This is a genomic window from Rhodococcus sp. TAF43 (assembly GCF_052113525.1).
Classification (GTDB): domain Bacteria; phylum Actinomycetota; class Actinomycetes; order Mycobacteriales; family Mycobacteriaceae; genus Prescottella.
Genome location: NZ_JBFRDL010000014.1, coordinates 1 through 18301, shown reverse-complemented (window position 1 = coordinate 18301; position 18301 = coordinate 1). Strand labels below are relative to the sequence as shown.

The following is an 18301-nucleotide window of genomic DNA, read 5'->3' as shown; positions in this document are numbered from 1 at the left end:
CGTCCTAGGCTTGGGTTTCGCTCATCCGCCAGCGGATGCCGGCCTCGATGAATCCGTCGATTTCACCGTCGAGCACTGCCGACGGGTTGTTGACCTCGTACTCGGTGCGCAGGTCCTTGACCATCTGGTACGGGTGCAGCACGTACGAGCGCATCTGGTTGCCCCACGAGCTGCCGCCGTCGCCCTTGAGCGCGTCCATCTCGGCGCGCTCCTCCTGGCGCTTGCGCTCGAGCAGCTTGGCCTGCAGCACCCGCATCGCGGACACCTTGTTCTGCAGCTGCGACTTCTCGTTCTGACACGTGACGACGATGCCGGTAGGGACGTGTGTCAGGCGCACCGCCGAGTCCGTGGTGTTGACCGACTGGCCACCCGGGCCGGACGAGCGGTACACGTCGACGCGGACGTCGTTCTCGTCGATGTCGATGYGGTCGGTGGTCTCGACGACGGGCAACACCTCGACCTCGGCGAACGAGGTCTGGCGGCGGCCCTGGTTGTCGAACGGGCTGATACGGACGAGACGGTGCGTGCCCATCTCGATCGACAGGGTGCCGTAGCTGTAGGGCGCCTTCACCGCGAAGGTGGCGCTCTTGATGCCGGCCTCTTCGGCGTAGGAGGTGTCGTAGACCTCGACGCCGTAGCCACGCTTCTCGGCCCAGCGGATGTACATGCGCATGAGCATCTCGGCCCAGTCCGCGGCGTCGACGCCGCCGGCGCCGGCGCGGATGTTGACGAGCGCGTCACGCTGGTCGTACTCGCCCGAGAGCATGGTCTTGACTTCCATCGCCTCGATGTCGGCGCGCAGGGTCGCCCGCTCGACGTGGACGTCGGCGACCGCGTCGGGGCCCTCCTCCTCGGCGAGCTCGTACAGCACGGCCATGTCGTCGAGGCGCGAGCGCAGTTCCTCCACGCGGCGCAGCTCCGCCTGGGCGTGCGACAGCTGGCTCGTCACCTTCTGCGCGTGTTCCTGGTCGTTCCACAGCTCCGGATCGGACGCCTGGTGTTCGAGTTCGTCGATGCGGCGGCGCAGCTCCTCGACGTCGAGAACCTTCTCGACCGTGGTCAGAGTGGCGTCGAGCTCGTTGAGGTCAGCGGAAACGTCAGGATGCACAGTTATCCAGGCTACCGGGTCCATCACGGTGGCATCGCTGCGACCGCAGTCACACCGGCCGCGATGGCGACCCTCGCGCCGCGGATCCGCCGAGCAGCGGTCCCCCGAACCCGCCCCGGGTTCACCTCGAGCTCACCCCAGGGCCGCCCGAAGGCGAATTCGAGTGACAATCCTTAAGACAATTGTCTACTTCACCCACTCTATTGCGGCAATCTGGCGAATATGCAACACTCATCCGACTCGTGGCCTGGGTCACAGCCCACGAAGTGCCTCGCCGTCGGCCGCGTCGACTTGTTCGGACGCCTCAACCCACATCCAGGAAGTCAGATGAAACGTCGCCTCGCACTCACCGCAATCGCCCTCGCAGTGGGCGCCTCCGCCTCCTTGACCGCATGCACGCCCGGGACGTCATCGGCGTCCGAACTCGTCGTCACGACGTTCGGCGGCGAGTGGCAGAAGAACTTCACCGATGCCGTGGTGAAGCCGTTCGAGAAGGAGAACAACGTCACCGTCAAGCAGGTGACGCTGTACAGCTCGGACGCGCTCGCGCAGCTCCAGGCCCAGAAGTCGAGCCCGCAGATGGATGTCGTCTTCTTCTCCGGGGGTCAGGAGGCGGTGGCCGCCAAGGACGGGCTCCTCGCGCCGATCGACCCGTCCGCGCTCACCAACGGTCCCGACCTGATCGCCCAGGCGACCAGCGATCTTGCCGGCGGTCAGGGACCGGTGGTTCAGATCACCCCGATGGGGCTGCTGTACCGCACGGACAAGATCGACGAGCCCAGGTCGTGGAACGACGCCTTCAACCCCGAGTACCGGCAGCACGTCGCCTTCACGGACCTGTCGAACAGCTACGGCACCCTCGGGATGCTGATGATCAACGGCACCCGGGGCGGGACGATCGACGACGTCGCCCCCGGTATCGACGCGATCGGCCAGTCGGCCCGCGCCGGCGACTCCATCATCACCAAGACGTCGTCCGACCTCCAGCAGGCCTTCGCGGCCCGCGACATCTGGCTGGCTCCCTACTCGCAGGACTACGCGGAGACGCTGCGCAAGGCCGGCCAGCCCGTCGGCTTCACCATGCCGCGAGAGGGCACGACCGGGTCGTTCATCACCGCCAACGTCGTCGCCGGCCGCCCCAACACCGACCTCGCCACCAAGTTCATCGACTATGCACTGAGCGCGGGCGCCCAGGAGAAGTTCGTCACCGGCATGGCCTACTCGCCGGTGAACACGAAGGCAGCCGTCCCCGCTGACATGCAGTCCAAGATTCTGTCGGGCCCGACGCTGGAGAAGCTGGTCAGGTTCGATCCGGCGCAGATCACCGGGAAGTCCGCGGCTTGGCAGAACCAGTGGCAGGAGYAGATCGCGCGATGAGGAAGCGCTCCGCCGAACCCTGGCTATTGGTGCTGCCGCTCATTGCGCTGCTTCTGATCGCATTCGTGATCCCCGTCGCCAGAACACTCCTGGCCAGCTTCACCACAGATTCCGCCGGGTTCACCCTCAGCAACTTCACCAGGTTCTTCGGGTCGTCGGTCTCCCTCGGCGCATCGGAGCGGTCACTGCGGATGGCATTCATCCAGACGATCGTCTCGGTCGTCATTGCCGTACCGCTGGCGTACATCATGGCCGGGCTCTCCGCGAAAGCGCGGGCCTTCATGATGATCGCGACAATCCTTCCGCTGATGACCAGCGTCGTCATCCGGACGTTCGGCTGGGTCATCCTCATGGGCCCGTCCGGCCCGCTGGCGAAGATTCCGGGTTTCCTGGATCTGAGCCAGGCTCGACAGGGTCTGCTGGGGACCGAACTCGGCGTGAACATCGCCATGATCCAGGTACTGGTGCCGTTCGCGGTCCTGTCGGTTCTCGGTGTCATCAACGGGATCGACGTGCGGCTCCGGGAAGCATCCCGAACCATGGGCGCGGGATTCGTCGGAACCTTTCGGCACGTGATACTTCCGCTGTCCCTACCGGGCATCGTCTCCGGAGCCACGCTGTGCTTCGCACTGTCGATCAGTTCGTTCATCACACCGAACCTCATTGGCGGAGCGCAGCTTCCGGTGATCGCCGGATTCATCTACCACGATGCGACGGTCAGCAACGACATCCCCTTCGCCGCGACGCAGGCGGTGCTGATCCTGGCGGTCGTCGTCATCACGATCGCGGCGACCAACCGAATTGCGAACGCGAGGATGAAATAGTGGTTCGATCAACTCCGCTTCCGTTGAGGATCGCCGGCAAGGTCTTCCTCGTTCTCATCGCGCTGTTCATGCTGGCCCCGCTCGCGGTGGTGGTGGGGGCCGCCTTCAACTCGGACCAGTTCCTCGCCTTCCCGCCCGAAGGTCTCAGCCTGGAGTGGTTCGCGGATGCGCTGGCCGACACCACGTACACGTATCCGTTCCTGTTCAGCCTGCAGGTCGCCCTCATCGCCGCGGTGGGTGCGGCCGCGATCGGGACGGCCTTCGCCATCGGGATCGCACGTCACAAGGTTCCCGGTTCGGGTGCGCTGCAGTCGTTTGCCCTGTCGCCGCTGACCATGCCGAGCATCATCTTCGCGATCGGCATCCTCCAGACGGTGTCCCAGTTGATGGGCGGATCCTCGCCCTGGATCCTGATGCTCGCGCACGTCGTCATCACCGTCCCCTACGTCGTCCGAACGGTCCTCGGGGTGATCGCGAGATCCGACGGGTTCACCGAAGAGGCCGTCCGGGTGATGGGTGCCAGCTGGTGGCAGCGCTACTGGCACGTGCTGCTACCGATGTGCCGCCCCGGAATCATCGCCGGCGCCTTCCTGGCCTTCATCGTCTCCTTCGACGACGCGGTCATCGCGCTGTTCCTGCGGACACCCCAGCTCCAAACACTCCCCCTCGCCATCTACGGACAGCTCGAGTTCAGCGCATCGCCGACGGTGGCGGCCGTCTCGACTCTCTCGATGGCCCTCACCGCGATTTCAATCCTGGCGATCGAGAAGATCGTCGGTCTCGGAAAGGTCTTCAGCTAATGGCCGATCTCACCATCGCCGACGTTCACAAGACATTCGGGGACGTGAAGGTACTCAAGGGCGTCGACATCCACGCGAAATCGGGCAGCTTCGTGTCGCTGCTCGGATCCAGTGGCTGTGGCAAGTCGACGCTGCTGCGGTGCATCGCGGGCCTCGAGACCGTCGACTCCGGGACCATCTCGGTGGGCGGAGAGGACGTCACCGACCTCGCGCCGGAGAACCGGCGGCTGAGCATGATGTTCCAGAGTTATGCACTCCTGCCGCACATGAGCGTGCTCGAGAACGTCCGCTTTCCCCTGCGGATGCGCGGAAAGGCGCACGGAAGTCGTGCCGAACAGCGGGACCTCGCGGTGCGGGCGCTGGAACAGGTCCAGATGGATCACCTGGCGTCGCGAATGCCACGACAGCTGTCCGGCGGCCAACAGCAGCGCGTGGCATTGGCCCGCGCGATCGTCGGTGGCCCCCGGCTGATCCTGCTCGACGAACCTCTGTCGAATCTCGATGCACGTCTCCGCGAGGACATGCAGGTGGAACTGGTGTCGCTGCAACGGAGTCTGGGCGTGACCACCGTTTTCGTCACGCACGATCAGGACGAAGCGCTGAGCATGTCCGACCAGGTCGTTCTGATGCAGGGTGGCGTCGTCGAGCAGTCCGGTACGCCCGAGGATCTCTATGCGAACCCGGGCACGCGTTTCGCTGCCGACTTCCTGGGGGCCGCGAACCTCCTCGACGTCACCGGGGGCGCGGACCGGCGCGCGTCGGTGGGAGATGTGACCGTGCCGGCCCCGGAGACTTTCGGTGACGAGGCGCTGCTGATGGTCCGACAGGAGGACATCCGGGTCAACGCACCGGACGGCTGCGACGCGCACCTGACCGCGGTGGTCAAGTCCCGAGTGTTCCGGGGCAGCGAGCTGCTGATCGTGGTGGAGGCGGCGGGACAGGAGCTTCGGGCCGTCGCCCCGACCTCGACGATCGTGTACCCGGGCGGCGAGGTGACGGTTTCCTGGCGCAGCGAGCAGAGTCGGATCCTGACGAAATAGCGTCGGACACATGGTTACACTGTGTAATTCTCTTCCCGCACATAAATTCTCATACGAAGGCTGCAGACCATGAGTCAGAAGGGCAATGACACGGGCGACACCGATCGGCTCATTGCGAGCGCACTGCAGGTCAACGGACGCGCCTCCTGGGAGGCCATCAGTCGCGTCATCGATCTTCCGTCGCGGACCGTCATGCGACGTGGACAGCATCTGCTCGACACGGGATGTGTGCGGGTGTCCACCTATGTCGATGCGAACAAGCTGCTGCACGCACGGGGCGTACTCATTCGCCTCGGCACCGAGATCGACCAGGTGGCCCAGGTGGCCCGCAGGGTGGCAGCGCTGCCGGGTGCGTCCTCGGTGTCGATCCTCGAGGGTTCGGGCGACATCGTCGCTCTCGTTCTCGTGGAGAGCGCCGAGGCGCATCAAGTGCTGCTGTTGCAGACACTTCCGGCCATCCCCGGGCTGCGGGCGTTCGAGGTCAGTACCGTTCTGCGGTCCTACCTGATGGGCCTGGACTGGCACGCCGGGATACTGCCGGCGGAGCAGGTCGAGGCCCTTCGCAAGTCCGCACCCTGGCACGCGCCGTCGACCAGTTCCACGCCGGTGGTTCTCGATGCCGTCGACCAGAACCTGATCGACCAGCTGAGCAACGATGGGCGCGCGACGATCTCGATGCTCGCGCAGGACGCCGGCATCAACGCGCAGACCGTTCGCCGTCGGCTCGACACCCTGTTCGGTGTCGGCGTCCTGCGGGTTCGCACCGAGGTGGCGCCCACATTCTTCGGTTTCAAGGTCGAAGCCATGCTGTGGCTGCACATCCGCGGCGGAGACATCGAGAGCATCGGCGGTTCACTCGCCACTCATCCGTCCGTTCGATACTGCGCGGCTCTCACCGGGCACGCCGGACTGTTGGTCGACGGACTGTTCACGGACGAGGAGGCGCTGTTCGACTTCCAGAACAGCGTGATCGGATCCCTGACGACCGTGGAGATCGCCGAATCCCGGGTGGTACTCAAAGCCGTTCGTCGCGGCCCGTTGTTCGTCGACGACGTCGTGGCCTGACCTCGGTCTCGATACACCCGACGCCGCACCACACGAGATGTGGTGCGGCGTTTCGGCGTGCGCTCGGTACCGAACACCTTTGAGCCGAACAGTTTCCGCCCGAACCCGCGCAGACGAATGGGGCCGTGCCCGCCGGCTACGTCGGCGGCGGGCACGGCCCCACTGGCTTCGGAGCTATTCGACGCGACCGATCGTGAGCTTCTTCAGCCCGGTGATCCGGATGTCGGCCGAGGCCTTGGCGAAGTCGGCGAGTCCCTCGGTCACGGTGGCGAACACGTTGACCGGGGTCCATCCCAGCGGGCCGAACGTGCGCACGCCGGGGGCGTAGCAGACGCCGACCTCGTACCACTCGAACGGCAGGCCGCCCATCTGCATCGGACGCTGGTAGTACCAGAGCACGTCACCGACGCCCGGAATGACCTGCTGGTTCTCGAACGGGACTGCCTCCGGATCGAAATTCTGCGCCTCCTCGGGGAGACCGGTCATCACCTCCGGGCCGGCATACATCGCGTGCATCGCATCGACGGTCACGGGCTTCACCAGCGCACCCCATAACGCGTCGCACGTCTTCGGTGCCAGGTCGAGATGCATGGTGGCGATGGCACGCGGGCCGTTCTCGTACTCGAAGAAGAGCTTCTGCTCGGTCACGGGGGTTCCTCTTTCTGTTCGGTGCATACTTCGGTGTTGCGTCATCAGGTGGTGTGTCGGTAGCTCTTGACGGCGTCGACGAACGGAGCGACGAACTGTGCCTGTTCGGCGAACTCGTCGGCGCCGCACATCTTCTCGGGGTGCCACTGGACACCAGCGGCGTACCAGTCGGTGGTCGACTCGATCGCTTCGATCGTCCCGTCCGCGGCCGTCGCGGTCACGGCGAAACCATCCGGGCAATGCGAGATCGCCTGCTGGTGAATCGAATTGACACGCATACCTCGAACAGCGGACGGCGCCGGGCCGGACGCGATGTCGATCTCGTGGCGGTGGTCGAGTTGTGCCTCGGGCGCGAGTCCGTACGGGTGCAGGTCCCGGACGGCGGGCAGGTCGACGACGCGACTGCCGTGGAGGGCCGCGAGCAGTTGCATTCCGCGGCAGATGCCGAAGACCGGCAATCCGAGTTCCCGGGCGGCCATGACAAGCGCGTGTTCGGTCACGTCACGGCTGGTGGCGTCGAGCGGGGCACCGACGTCCTCGCCGCGGGCGATCCACTCGCCCACGTCCTCTCCCCCGGAGAGCACGAGCCCGCTCACGTGCGAGAGCAGGGCCGCGGCGTCGTCTCCGGTGCATTCCGGAACGAGGATCACGGACAGGCCCTGCGCGGAGAAGAACCGGACGTACTCGGTGCCCACGGTGAACAGGTCGGTCCGCTCGCCGAGGTAGGTGGGGAGATCGCGCCGCCACGTGGTGACGGCGATCAGGGGGCGATCAGCCATCGAGCTTCATCCAGACCGCGGTGGTGTCGGTGTACTTGTGCAGCGCATCGGCGCCCTTGTCCCGCCCGAATCCGCTCTCCTTCACACCGCCGAAGGGAAGGCGCATGTCGCCCTCCTCGTAGCAGTTCACCCAGATCACGCCGGCCTTCACGGCACGCGTGACGCGGTGGATCGCGGCGACGTCACTGCCCCACACCGAGGCCGCGAGTCCGTACCGGGTGTCGTTGGCGACGCGGATCGCCTCCGCCTCGCTGCTGACGCGGATGACCGAGAGGACCGGCCCGAAAACCTCCTCCTGCGCGATCCGGGAATCGGGATCGACGTGATCGAGGACGACAGGGGCGAAGTACGAGCCCCCTTCCAGGCCCTGCACCACAGCGCGCCGCGGGCTGCCGGCGGCCAGGACCGCCCCCTGCTCGAGCGCGTCCGCGACCTTGGCCTCGATCCCGGCCACCGCGCCGGCGCTGACGATGGCGCCGAAGGCGGTACCGGCGTCGAGCGGGTCCCGCGGCTGCAGCGCGGCAGCAATCTCGCACGCCGCGGCGACGGCCTCGTCGGCGTTGTCCTCGAACACGATCAGCCGAGACGAGGCACTGCACATCTGGCCCTGGTTGAAGAATGCGTTCTCGGCGGCGCTGGCGGCGGCGGCCCGGATGTCGGCGTCGGGCAGGACGATGGTGGCGGATTTCCCGCCGAGCTCCGGCCACACCCGCTTGCCGTTCGATTCGGCGCTGTACTTCATGAAGGCGCGCCCGGTGACCGGCGATCCCGTGAAGGTCAGGACGTCGACGTCGGGGTGCCGACCGAGCGCCTGACCGGCGTCCCGACCCAGGCCGTTCACGACGTTCAGCACACCCGCCGGCAGTCCGGCCTCGCCGGCCAGTTCCGCCAGTCGCAGTGCCGAGAACGGCGTCTGCTCCGACGGTTTCACCACCACCGAGTTGCCGGCGAGGAGTGCGGGCGCGAGCTTCCATGCGGTCATCGTGAGCGGGAAGTTCCACGGCACCACGGCGGCCACCACGCCGGCCGGGGCCTCGACCGAGTACGCCAGCACGGACGCCTCGTGCGCGATCAGCTTGTCCGACAGCTTGTCGGCGAGTTCGCCGTACCACCGGATGCACTTCTCGACCGCTGCCAACTCCACGTTGAGCGCTTGAGACACCGGCTTGCCCATCTCGAGCGAGATGATGGTGGCCAGTTCCTGGGCGTTCTCCCCGACGAGGAGCGCCCACTTCTTCAGGACCTCGCCCCGCTCGCGCGCCGGCGCCGTGGCCCAGCCGGACGTCCGGAAGGCCGATCGGGCGACGTAGACGGCGAGGTCGACGTGCATCTCGTCGCTTGCGTGCAGTACCCCGAGCGACCGGCCGTCGCGTGGCGAGATGACCGGCACGCATTCGGCGCCGTCGAGCGACACGAGTTGCCCGCCGATATAGGCGCCCTCGAGTCGCATCACATCCTGCATCGCGTCGCGCGCAGTTGAACTGAGCGACATGTAACCGTCCCTTCGACGACCGAGGATTGTGGCTTCCGCCACGATTCGCGCTCAAGAGTGCCACATCCGCCAATGTTCGGCAATCAGTAGTCCATATTCGTCACTGATTGCCGGTTCTCCATCCGAATCCGCCTGAGGCCTTCGCTGGAAGCAACCGCGGGCAGGGCGCCGGTAGGCTTTGCTGTCGTGACCGCACGCGCCGCCGACCTGACTCTCGCCCGCCGCATCGCCGACGAGGCCGACGCCATCACCCGCGCTCGATTCGGCGCGCTGGATCTGAAGGTGGATTCCAAGCCCGACCTCACCCCCGTGTCGGATGCCGACCTGGCGGTGGAGCGGGCAGTGCGCGCGACGTTGGCCGTGGAACGGCCCGGCGACGACGTCCTCGGCGAGGAGTTCGGCGGCGACGCGAAGTTCGAGGGTCGGCAGTGGGTGATCGACCCGATCGACGGCACCAAGAACTTCGTGCGCGGTGTCCCGGTGTGGGCCAGCCTGATCGCACTGCTCGAGGACGGCGTCCCCGTCGTCGGCGTGGTGAGCGCCCCAGCACTGAACCGTCGCTGGTGGGCGTCGGCCGGTGAGGGCGCGTGGGCGTCGTACGACGGCGGCGACGCCCGACGGCTGTCGGTGTCGGCGGTGGGCGACCTGGCGTCGTCGAGCCTGGCGTTCTCGTCGCTGTCCGGGTGGAAGGAACGCGGCATCCGCGACCGCTTCGTCGACCTCACCGACGAGGTGTGGCGCATCCGCGGCTACGGCGACTTCTTCTCCTACTGCCTGTTGGCCGAGGGCACGCTCGAGATCGCGGCCGAGCCCGAGGTGTCGCTGTGGGACCTCGCGCCCCTGGACCTGCTGGTCCGCGAGGCGGGTGGCCGCTTCACCAGCCTCGAGGGCGCCGACGGCCCCCACGGCGGCAGCGCGGTGGCCACCAACGGCCTGCTACACGACGAGGTCCTGGCCCGCCTCCGCTGATTCCCCCGCGATTTGCGCACTAATCGGTGTGATTCGGGCTCCGCCGACACCGATAAGTGCGCGAATCAAGGGAAGGCAGGTCCAGCACAGACACGAGTAGCGACGGGAGTGACCGGGATGGACGCGGACGAGGTCGACTTCGCCCACACTGATCAGGCGAGCCGCAAGCGTCGGGAGAAGGCGCTGGAACTGGCGCGGTTCGTGTGGGACCGCTCGATCACCGGCGCCGAACTGCTCGACCTGCCCGACGATCGGCTCCGCAAGCTGGCACGGGCGGCCGGCGCGAACCCGCCGAGTACCCGCGAGACGTGGACGGTGGCCGCGGAGTTGGTCGACGAGAAGACCCGGTGGGCCCAGGCCCATCCCGACGATCCGCGCGCCGTACCCGCGCACGCCGACGAGAAGATCATGTGGGTCAAGCCGCCCATCGTTCCCTGGCACTGACGTCCGCCCTCACCAGGACCCGTGGGTACACGCCATCACCGGCCGGTCCCGCAGGATCTCCCGTGCCCGCGATCGGGCCGCGTTGTACTCGAACCACGCCGTACCGCCACCGACGTCGATGCCGGACAGCGCGCACGAGCGCACAGGTTCGGCGAGCCGGTCGAGCGCGGGCACGGCGTCGACGGACAACCCGCCCAGGTACGCGACGTCGATGTCGCCGGTCGCGGCGTACCGCTGCACGTTCCGTTCGGCGATGTAGCCGTCCGGGTTCAGCGCCGCGAACCCGAGCAAGCCGATCGCGGCCGACGCCAGCACCGCCCGGGGCAGCCACCGCGCCGACATCCGGATTCCCGCCAGGAGCAGCAGCACGAACACGACGCCGAGCCACAGCTCGGTCGCCATCACGCTCAGCCGCAGCCGGGTGAATCCGAACTCGTTCTCGTACAGCGACATCCGGTGCACCGCCGACGCCACGACGACGAGCCCGAGACCACAGAGCAGGCCCAGCAGCACCCGGGCGAGCGCCCGGTCCCCCGCGCTGCGGCGGTCCACTTTGCGCACCGCGACGGCGACGACGACCAACGTGAGAACGGTGACCGCCGCGAGCTGCCAGAAGCCCTGCCGCGCGTAGTTCGCGTAGGTCAGTCCGACGGTGTCCCGGACGTGCCGGTCCCCGCCGAACAGCACCCGCACCTGCACCGCGACGAAGCCCACGAACAGTGCGTCGAGCAGCGCGAGCGGCACCGCCCACTCCCACCGCGCGAGCGGGTGGCCGGGTCCGGGTGCGAGGGCATCGAATCGCGGCGTCCGCCTCCGCAGGTACGCCGACGCCGACGCCACGCCCACGACGAAGAGACCGAGGAGCACGCGCCCGGCGGGATTGCCGACCCGGACGTCGGGCAACGCGGCGTCGAACAGTCTGCCGAACTCCGGGTCCGCGCTGACGAACAGCGATCCGAACACCGCCAACAGTGCCACGCTGATCGCGGCCACGACGAAGACCCGAACCGGCTCGACCCTGCGCCCGGGCCGCAGCCGGGCACGACCGCGGCGCACCCAACCGGTCACCCGGACCGGGGTGAGCCACAGCGCGACGGACGCGAGCGCAAGCCCGGTCCACGTCCAGCCCCCCACCAGCGCAACCGATCCCACCACCCAACTCGCCACCACACACAGCGCCACCAGCCAGTCGGCGCCGCGGAGCGCCGCGACCGCGAGCAGGGCGAGCGCACCGACGACCACCACGAGCTGCAGCGGCGTCGGGCGCGGGCGCACGGTGACGAAGGCTGTCGCCGCCACCGCCGCTCCGGTGAGGAGGTACGCGATGCTCACCACCGTCACCTGCAGCGTCAGGGTCGCGATCGTGCCGGCGGTCAGCGCGGCCACCAGGGCCCCGCGGGGCGCCATCGATGTCCGGTCGCGCCGCCACACGTCGCGGCGCCAGCGCCACAGACCGTCGGGCGGGACGAACTCCGGCGGGATCGTCGTCGGTGCGGTCATGATGTCCTCCTCGTCTGTGCCCGGCCGTGGGCGGGCAGGCGTCATCGCGGGACCGGAAAGGTCCGGTCCCGAGCGGATGTCGATCGTGAGTGGGGTCTAGCCCTGGGGCAGTGTCACCCGGATACAGCAGCCGGACGCGGTGTCGAGGACCTCGATCCGGCCCGCGTGCAGATCCACCGCCCAGCGGGCGATCGCGAGGCCCAGCCCGGTTCCGCCGTCCTGGGCACCGCCGCGCGCGAAGCGTTCGAACACCCGGGAACAGTCCGCCGCGGGGATTCCGGGGCCGTCGTCGTGGACGTCGAGGATCAGCTCGCCGGCGTGAGGGTCGGCGCGGACCCGGATCCGGATCCGCACGGGCACGTCCTGCGAACCGTGCCGGGCCGCGTTGTCGACGAGGTTCGCGATCACCTGGTGCAGCCGGGCGGTGTCGGCCACGGCCCGCAGTCCGGTCGGCGAGACGTCCACATCCACCAGCAGCGGTCGTGCCGGGCTCGACGCCTGCCGGATCACCTCGCCCAGGAACGGCTCGACCTCGAAGGCGCTCTGCTGCAGCGGAACCGCACCTCCCTCGATCCTCGACAGATCCAGGAGGTCGGCCACCAGGCTGCCGAGCCGCTCGGTCTGCGCGAGCGCCGACCGCATCGTCGACTCGTCGGGCGACTCGACCCCGTCGACGACGTTCTCGAGCACCGCCTGCAGCGCCGCTATCGGCGTGCGCAGTTCGTGCGAGACGTTGCCGATCAGTTCACGGCGGTACCGGTCCTCGGCCTCGAGGTCCTCGGCCATCTGGTTGAACGCCGTGGCCAGTTGCCCGATCTCGTCCCGCGACGTGGACCGCACCCGGCGCGAATAGTCGCCGGTCGCCATCGCTTTCGCCGCGGCGGTCATCTCCCGCAGCGGCGAGGTCATGCCGTGCGCGAGGACCTGCGTCACCACCAGCGCCGCGACGAGCGCCGACAGGAGCGCGAACCGGAACTGCCACTGCGACGTGGCCCAGAACGTCAGCGAGGCGAGCAGCAGCGAGGCGACCACGAGCAGGCCGGTCTTGGCCTTGAACGAGCGCAGCGGGTCGAGGGGACGGGGCCAGTTCATCTCGGGACCTCGAGCGCGTAGCCCACCCCGTGCACGGTGCGGATCACGTCGCCACCGAGCTTGCGGCGCAACGCCTTCACATGACTGTCGACGGTGCGACTGCTCGCGGCGTCGCCCCAGCCCCACACCTGCTCGAGCAGGGTCTCGCGGGCGATCGCGGCGCGCGGCCGCGACGCCAGGTGCGCCAACAGGTCGAATTCGGTGCGGGTGAGGTGCACCTCGACGCCCGCCGCGCGGACCGAGCGGGCACTGAGGTCGATCGCCACGTCGCCGAGCACCAGCAGGTCCGACTCCGCCGCGCGGTCGGCCCGGCGCAGCAGCGCGGCGACCCGGGCGACCAGCACCCGCATGCTGAACGGCTTGCTCAGGTAGTCGTCGGCGCCCACCCCGAGCCCGATCACCATGTCCGTTTCGTCGGCCCGCGCGGTCAGCATCAGCACCGGAACCGCCCGAGACGCCTGGATGCGGCGGCACACCTCGAGCCCGTCGAAACCGGGCAGCATGACGTCCAGCACGACGACGTCGGGACCGAATGCCTCGCACTCCGACACAGCGGTCGGTCCGTCGTATGCGGCCCGCACCTCGTAACCCTCGGCGCGCAGCCGCGCAGCGATCGATTCGGAGATCGTGCGTTCGTCGTCGACGACGAGCACTCTCCGCCGGTTCGCCCCATCTCGGTTCGTCACGATCTCGACTGTATTGGGCGGTTGTGGGGATGCCCGGCAGGAGTTGTGAAGGTTGTGTGCAGGTTCTCGGCCGCAGCGCGAAATGCCCGACTCATGACACTCATCACTTTCGGGATTCGCTCGACTTCATATCTTACTCCGGAGTAAGGTGGTGAATCGTCCAAGACCGAACACCGAGAAATGGTGACCATGAGCAAGCAAGACGTTGTGAAGACGAACGGCGCCAAGCGTGAGCCCCGCGACACCTCGGCGGTCGGCTTGAACCCGGTCAAGCGCGATGCCATGGGCGCCGCGATGCGCGTGCTGACCCGGATCACGGGTTCCGACCTGGCCGAGAAGTACAACCTGCGCCAGACCATCGATCGCGTCACCTACGAGGGCACCAAGACCGGCTTCAAGACCCTCGGGGCCGCGACCCGCACGTTCAACCGGGTCTCCGGCGGCGGCGCACCCAAGCGCCTGCCCGACGGTGCCACCAAGAACGCCGGCTACTTCGACCTGACGCCCGACGACGACCAGAAGATGATCGTCGAGACGGTGCGCGAGTTCTCGGCCGAGATCCTGCGCCCGGCCGCGCACGACGCCGACGAGGCCGCCGCCGCACCCGCGGATCTGCTCAAGCGCTCCGCCGAACTCGGCATCACCCTCATCAACATCCCCGAGGAGTTCGAGGGTGTCGCCTCCGAGCGCGGCGCGGTCACCAACTCGCTCGTCGCCGAGGCCCTCGCGCACGGCGACATGGGCCTGGCGCTGCCGATCCTCGCCCCCAGCGGCGTAGCCGTCGCCCTCACCCAGTGGGGCACCGACGAGCAGCAGAAGACGTATCTGCCCGCGTTCGCCGGCGAGAACGTGCCCGCCGCCGCGGTCGTGGTGAGCGAACCGCGCGCGCTGTTCGACCCGTTCGCGCTGCAGACCAAGGCCGTCCGCTCCCCCAGCGGCTACCGGCTCAACGGTGTCAAGTCGCTGGTGCCCGCGGCCGGGTCGGCGGAACTGTTCGTCGTGGCCGCCGAACTCGATGGCCGCCCGGCGTTCTTCCTCATCGAGTCCGACACCGAGGGCCTGGTGGTGGAGGCGGATCCGAGCATGGGCCTGCGCGCCGCGGGCCTGGGCCGGCTGATCCTCACCGATGTCGCGGTGCCCGAGTCCGCGATCCTCGGCGACGGCGACGCCGACCAGCGTGYGCGCGAGTACGCCGACGCGATCCGTCTCGCCCGCCTGGGCTGGGCGTCGCTCGCGGTGGGCACCAGCCAGGCCGTGCTCGACTACGTGATCCCCTACGCCAACGAGCGGGAGGCGTTCGGCGAGCCGATCAGCCACCGCCAGGCCGTCGCGTTCATGATCTCGAACATCGCGATCGAGCTCGACAGCATGCGCCTGGTGACCCTGCGCGGCGCGTCCCGCGCGGAGCAAGGCCTCTCGTTCGCCCGCGAGGCGGCGCTGGCCCGCAAGCTCGCATCCGACAAGGGCATGCAGATCGGCCTGGACGGCGTCCAGCTGCTCGGCGGGCACGGCTACACCAAGGAACACCCGGTGGAGCGCTGGTACCGCGACCTGCGAGCCATCGGCGTTGCCGAAGGCATCGTCCTCATCTGACGCCGAACCGATCTGTCGAATCTTTCGACTAGGAGACCTTTTCGATGATCAATCTCGAACTTCCCAAGAAGCTGAAGGCCTCTGCGAACCAGGCGCATCAGGTCGCAGCGGAAATCTTCCGGCCCATCTCCCGCAAGTACGACCTGTCCGAGCACGAGTACCCCAAGGAACTCGACACCATGGCCGCCATGGTCGAGGGCCTGAACGACTCGGGCCAGGGCGCGTCCGGTGCGGCACTGGGTCGTACCAGCGACCAGAACGGTGACGAGCCCAAGGTCATCGGCAACGCCAACGGCGGCAACATGGCGTCGCTGATGAACGTGATCGAGACCTGTTGGGGCGACGTCGGTCTGACGCTGTCGATCCCCTACCAGGGCCTCGGCAACTCGGCGATCGCCGCGGTCGCGACCGACGAGCAGCTCGAGCGCTTCGGCAAGGTGTGGGCCTCGATGGCCATCACCGAGCCCAGCTTCGGCTCCGACTCCGCCGCCGTCACCGCCACCGCGGTGCTCGACGGCGACGAGTGGGTCCTCAACGGCGAGAAGATCTTCGTCACCGCCGGTGAGCGCTCCTCGCACATCGTGGTGTGGGCGAGCGTCGACAAGAGCAAGGGCCGCGCGGCGATCAAGTCGTTCGTCGTGCCGCGCGAGGCGCCGGGTCTGAGCGTGGCCCGCCTCGAGCACAAACTCGGCATCAAGGCGTCCGACACCGCGGTGCTGCTCCTGCAGGACTGCCGGATCCCGAAGGACAACCTGCTCGGCAGCCCGGAAGTGAACGTGGAGAAGGGTTTCGCGGGCGTCATGCAGACGTTCGACAACACCCGTCCCATCGTCGCCGGTATGGCCGTGGGCCTGGGCCGGGCGGTGCTCGAGGAGTTGCGCAGCGTCCTGGAGGAGGCCGGCGTCGAGATCTCGTACGACACCCCCGCCTACAACCAGCACGCCGCCGCCGCCGAGTTCCTGGCGCTCGAGGCCGACTGGGAGGCGTCGTACCTGCTGGCGCTGCGGGCGGCGTGGATGGCCGACAACAAGAAGCCCAACTCGCTCGAGGCGTCGATGTCGAAGGCGAAGGCCGGGCGCACCGGAACCGCGGTGTCGCTCAAGGCCGTCGAGCTCGCCGGCAGCTACGGGTACTCGCAGCGCCCGCTGCTCGAGAAGTGGGCCCGCGACAGCAAGATCCTCGACATCTTCGAGGGCACCCAGCAGATCCAGCAGCTCATCATCGCCCGACGACTGCTCGGCAAGAGCTCGGCCGAGCTCAAGTAGTCTGCGCGAGAACAACTCTCAACCGCAACGGTGCCCCCGCCGATCCCAGATCGGCGGGGGCACGGTTGCATTCACCGTGGACGGAAGAGGAACGCCGCCGCGCTGATGCTCAGCGCCGTCAGGATTGTCACCACGGCAGCGTCGAGAATCGTTCCGTAGACACGGAACGAGACGAGTCCGGGCAGCACCGACAGTGAGACGAAAAGCAGCGGAACCTTCAGTCGCCGTAGTCGGCGGCGCAGATTCGGACGGCGGCTGTCGCGGGCTGAGCTGTACAACGAATCAGGCATATCTCCCCTTGGCCTCCCCGCCGCAGGCTAACACGACGGTTCACCGCACAGGCTGATCCCCGCTGCCGAGTCGAGGAATCGGCGACGGCCCCCGCCGGCCCGTCAACGGCCGCGGAACACCTCGGCCAACTGCGCCACCGTCGGCACACCCGCGAGCCCGGACTCGGTCCGGTACACCCGGCACGCCAGGTCCGCGACCCGCTCCGCCGGGAACGGATCCACCCCGTCGACCAGGATCGTCGGAGAACCCGCGAACTGCGATGCCGCGGCCTCCGCGCTCGTGGCCAGTACCCGGTACTCGATCTCCACGTCCGCCCGGCCCACGCTGGCCAGCGCCGCCAGGACGCGCTCGCCCGCCTCCCGCGAGTTCGGGCACGCATCGACATACAGGATCTCGACCTTCACATACTCATTGTGACCCGTGTGCGCCGGATGTCCACGACCGAATCCGCGTACCGGCTCCGGAGCTGCACTCGGCATGTCATGATCCACCCGTTCCGATCCGGCGCTGGGGGCGCGTTACGGAATCGGTGGGGTACACGGCTGGGTAGACGCAAGACCCCGTCCGGGGTGTGGGCGTCACGAGGAGGGGGAATCCGCATGACTGAAGGACAGATCACGAACATCGGCGCACGGGTCGCGCTGGCCGACGGGCGGTACGCGTGGGAGGTACCGGTGTCGGCGTTCTCCGACTTCGACGCACTCGTCACGGATGTGGCCAGCGAACTGTTCCCGGCAGCGACTCTCGCTGCCGCACATACGCACGGCGACCTGCCGACCGCAGGGACTGTCACCGCGACCCTGTCACCACACCTGGGCGGGGCCTCGGTACAGGTGCACTGCCGGCCGGGCACGAGCGCCGAATTCCGTACCAACGCAGCAGGGTTTGCCCTGCTGTTCGAGGCCGTCATCGCATCGGGCGAGGTGGTAAGGGCACCGATCGTCACCGAACCGGCTACGCCGCAATCCAGTTCGCCGACGGAGGAGCTTCCCGAGGTTGTYGAGACGTTCGGTGACCGGTGGGATCCCAGCAGCTCGCAGTCCCTCGAGGATCGGTTGACGATCATCGTCGCGGAGTCGATGGGTTACGCGCCGGAGGACCTGCCTGCGGAGATTCCGCTGGTCGAGCTGGGTCTGGACTCGCTGATGGCGGTGCGGATCAAGAACCGGGTCGAGTACGAGTTCGACATTCCGCAGTTACAGCTCGCGGCCGTCAAGGACGCGAGCATGCAGGACGTCGCGAAGTACCTGCACTACGCGGTCGAGAACCGCGAGGAGGTCGCGGCCCTGGCCGCGCAGCAGCAGGCCGAGCGCGAGGCTGCCGCAACC

The 18301-nt window shown here is 68.0% G+C and carries 18 protein-coding genes and 1 pseudogene; 10 read left to right on the top strand and 9 right to left on the bottom strand.

Going from position 1 to position 18301, the window contains the following annotated elements; all coding sequences use genetic code 11:
* Positions 1-4: 4 nt before the first annotated feature.
* Entirely contained in the window at positions 5-1108 is a 1104-nt protein-coding gene (prfB, locus tag AB4Z09_RS11835) for a peptide chain release factor 2 (protein WP_442239784.1), read from the bottom strand.
* A 327-nt stretch (positions 1109-1435) separates the two neighbouring features.
* Between prfB and AB4Z09_RS11830 the strand changes: the two genes are divergently transcribed.
* The 5 genes from AB4Z09_RS11830 to AB4Z09_RS11810 all read left to right on the top strand — a co-directional run bounded on the left by AB4Z09_RS11830 (position 1436) and on the right by AB4Z09_RS11810 (position 6214).
* Complete coding sequence (locus AB4Z09_RS11830) at positions 1436-2485, top strand: ABC transporter substrate-binding protein (RefSeq protein ID WP_442239783.1); 1050 nt, start codon at positions 1436-1438, stop codon at positions 2483-2485.
* Positions 2482-3309, top strand: coding sequence for an ABC transporter permease (locus tag AB4Z09_RS11825; RefSeq protein ID WP_442239782.1), 828 nt, complete (start codon positions 2482-2484; stop codon positions 3307-3309). Before AB4Z09_RS11830 ends, AB4Z09_RS11825 begins: the two co-directional genes overlap by 4 nt.
* Positions 3309-4109, top strand: a complete 801-nt coding sequence (locus AB4Z09_RS11820) for an ABC transporter permease (protein ID WP_114722585.1) — start codon at positions 3309-3311, stop codon at positions 4107-4109. Before AB4Z09_RS11825 ends, AB4Z09_RS11820 begins: the two co-directional genes overlap by 1 nt.
* Positions 4109-5149, top strand: coding sequence for an ABC transporter ATP-binding protein (locus AB4Z09_RS11815; protein WP_442239781.1), 1041 nt, complete (start codon positions 4109-4111; stop codon positions 5147-5149). Before AB4Z09_RS11820 ends, AB4Z09_RS11815 begins: the two co-directional genes overlap by 1 nt.
* A gap of 69 nt (positions 5150-5218) precedes the next feature.
* Entirely contained in the window at positions 5219-6214 is a 996-nt protein-coding gene (locus AB4Z09_RS11810; RefSeq protein ID WP_174911816.1) for an Lrp/AsnC family transcriptional regulator, read from the top strand.
* A 174-nt stretch (positions 6215-6388) separates the two neighbouring features.
* Here the strand turns inward: AB4Z09_RS11810 and AB4Z09_RS11805 are convergent, their stop codons facing one another.
* The 3 genes from AB4Z09_RS11805 to AB4Z09_RS11795 are packed head-to-tail and all read right to left on the bottom strand — an operon-like array spanning position 6389 to position 9133.
* The gene (locus AB4Z09_RS11805) at positions 6389-6862 is read right to left on the bottom strand and encodes a DUF3830 family protein (RefSeq protein ID WP_114722588.1); all 474 of its coding nucleotides are present in this window, start codon (positions 6860-6862) and stop codon (positions 6389-6391) included.
* Between the two features lie 44 nt (positions 6863-6906).
* Complete coding sequence (locus tag AB4Z09_RS11800) at positions 6907-7641, bottom strand: gamma-glutamyl-gamma-aminobutyrate hydrolase family protein (protein ID WP_442239780.1); 735 nt, start codon at positions 7639-7641, stop codon at positions 6907-6909.
* Entirely contained in the window at positions 7634-9133 is a 1500-nt protein-coding gene (locus AB4Z09_RS11795) for an aldehyde dehydrogenase family protein (protein WP_114722590.1), read from the bottom strand. Before AB4Z09_RS11795 ends, AB4Z09_RS11800 begins: the two co-directional genes overlap by 8 nt.
* Before the next feature lie 186 nt (positions 9134-9319).
* Here AB4Z09_RS11795 and hisN point away from each other — a divergent pair, with 186 nt between their 5' ends.
* Positions 9320-10102 (top strand): histidinol-phosphatase, encoded by a 783-nt coding sequence (gene hisN / locus AB4Z09_RS11790; protein ID WP_114722591.1) that lies wholly within the window; start codon positions 9320-9322, stop codon positions 10100-10102.
* Between the two features lie 117 nt (positions 10103-10219).
* Entirely contained in the window at positions 10220-10546 is a 327-nt protein-coding gene (locus AB4Z09_RS11785) for a hypothetical protein (RefSeq protein WP_174911825.1), read from the top strand.
* A gap of 9 nt (positions 10547-10555) precedes the next feature.
* Here the strand turns inward: AB4Z09_RS11785 and AB4Z09_RS11780 are convergent, their stop codons facing one another.
* The 3 genes from AB4Z09_RS11780 to AB4Z09_RS11770 form a co-directional block, all read right to left on the bottom strand.
* Positions 10556-12046 carry a DUF4153 domain-containing protein gene (locus AB4Z09_RS11780; protein WP_442239779.1) on the bottom strand — a complete coding sequence of 497 codons (1491 nt, stop codon included), beginning with the start codon at positions 12044-12046 and terminating at the stop codon, positions 10556-10558.
* Between the two features lie 96 nt (positions 12047-12142).
* Positions 12143-13138, bottom strand: coding sequence for a HAMP domain-containing sensor histidine kinase (locus tag AB4Z09_RS11775; protein ID WP_174911827.1), 996 nt, complete (start codon positions 13136-13138; stop codon positions 12143-12145).
* Positions 13135-13791, bottom strand: coding sequence for a response regulator transcription factor (locus tag AB4Z09_RS11770; RefSeq protein ID WP_114722594.1), 657 nt, complete (start codon positions 13789-13791; stop codon positions 13135-13137). Before AB4Z09_RS11770 ends, AB4Z09_RS11775 begins: the two co-directional genes overlap by 4 nt.
* Positions 13792-14007: 216 nt before the next feature.
* Between AB4Z09_RS11770 and AB4Z09_RS11765 the strand changes: the two genes are divergently transcribed.
* Positions 14008-15417, top strand: a complete 1410-nt coding sequence (locus AB4Z09_RS11765; RefSeq protein WP_442239778.1) for an acyl-CoA dehydrogenase family protein — start codon at positions 14008-14010, stop codon at positions 15415-15417.
* Between the two features lie 44 nt (positions 15418-15461).
* The gene (locus AB4Z09_RS11760) at positions 15462-16682 is read left to right on the top strand and encodes an acyl-CoA dehydrogenase family protein (protein WP_114722596.1); all 1221 of its coding nucleotides are present in this window, start codon (positions 15462-15464) and stop codon (positions 16680-16682) included.
* A 71-nt stretch (positions 16683-16753) separates the two neighbouring features.
* On the opposite strand, the gene AB4Z09_RS11755 is transcribed toward AB4Z09_RS11760, so the two are convergent.
* Positions 16754-16972 (bottom strand): hypothetical protein, encoded by a 219-nt coding sequence (locus AB4Z09_RS11755; protein WP_114722597.1) that lies wholly within the window; start codon positions 16970-16972, stop codon positions 16754-16756.
* A 102-nt stretch (positions 16973-17074) separates the two neighbouring features.
* Positions 17075-17377 carry an alkylmercury lyase gene (locus tag AB4Z09_RS11750; protein WP_114722622.1) on the bottom strand — a complete coding sequence of 101 codons (303 nt, stop codon included), beginning with the start codon at positions 17375-17377 and terminating at the stop codon, positions 17075-17077.
* 222 nt (positions 17378-17599) lie between these two features.
* On the opposite strand from AB4Z09_RS11750, the pseudogene AB4Z09_RS11745 reads away from it, so the two are divergent.
* Positions 17600-18301 (top strand): annotated as a pseudogene (locus tag AB4Z09_RS11745) (phosphopantetheine-binding protein); the annotation flags it as partial.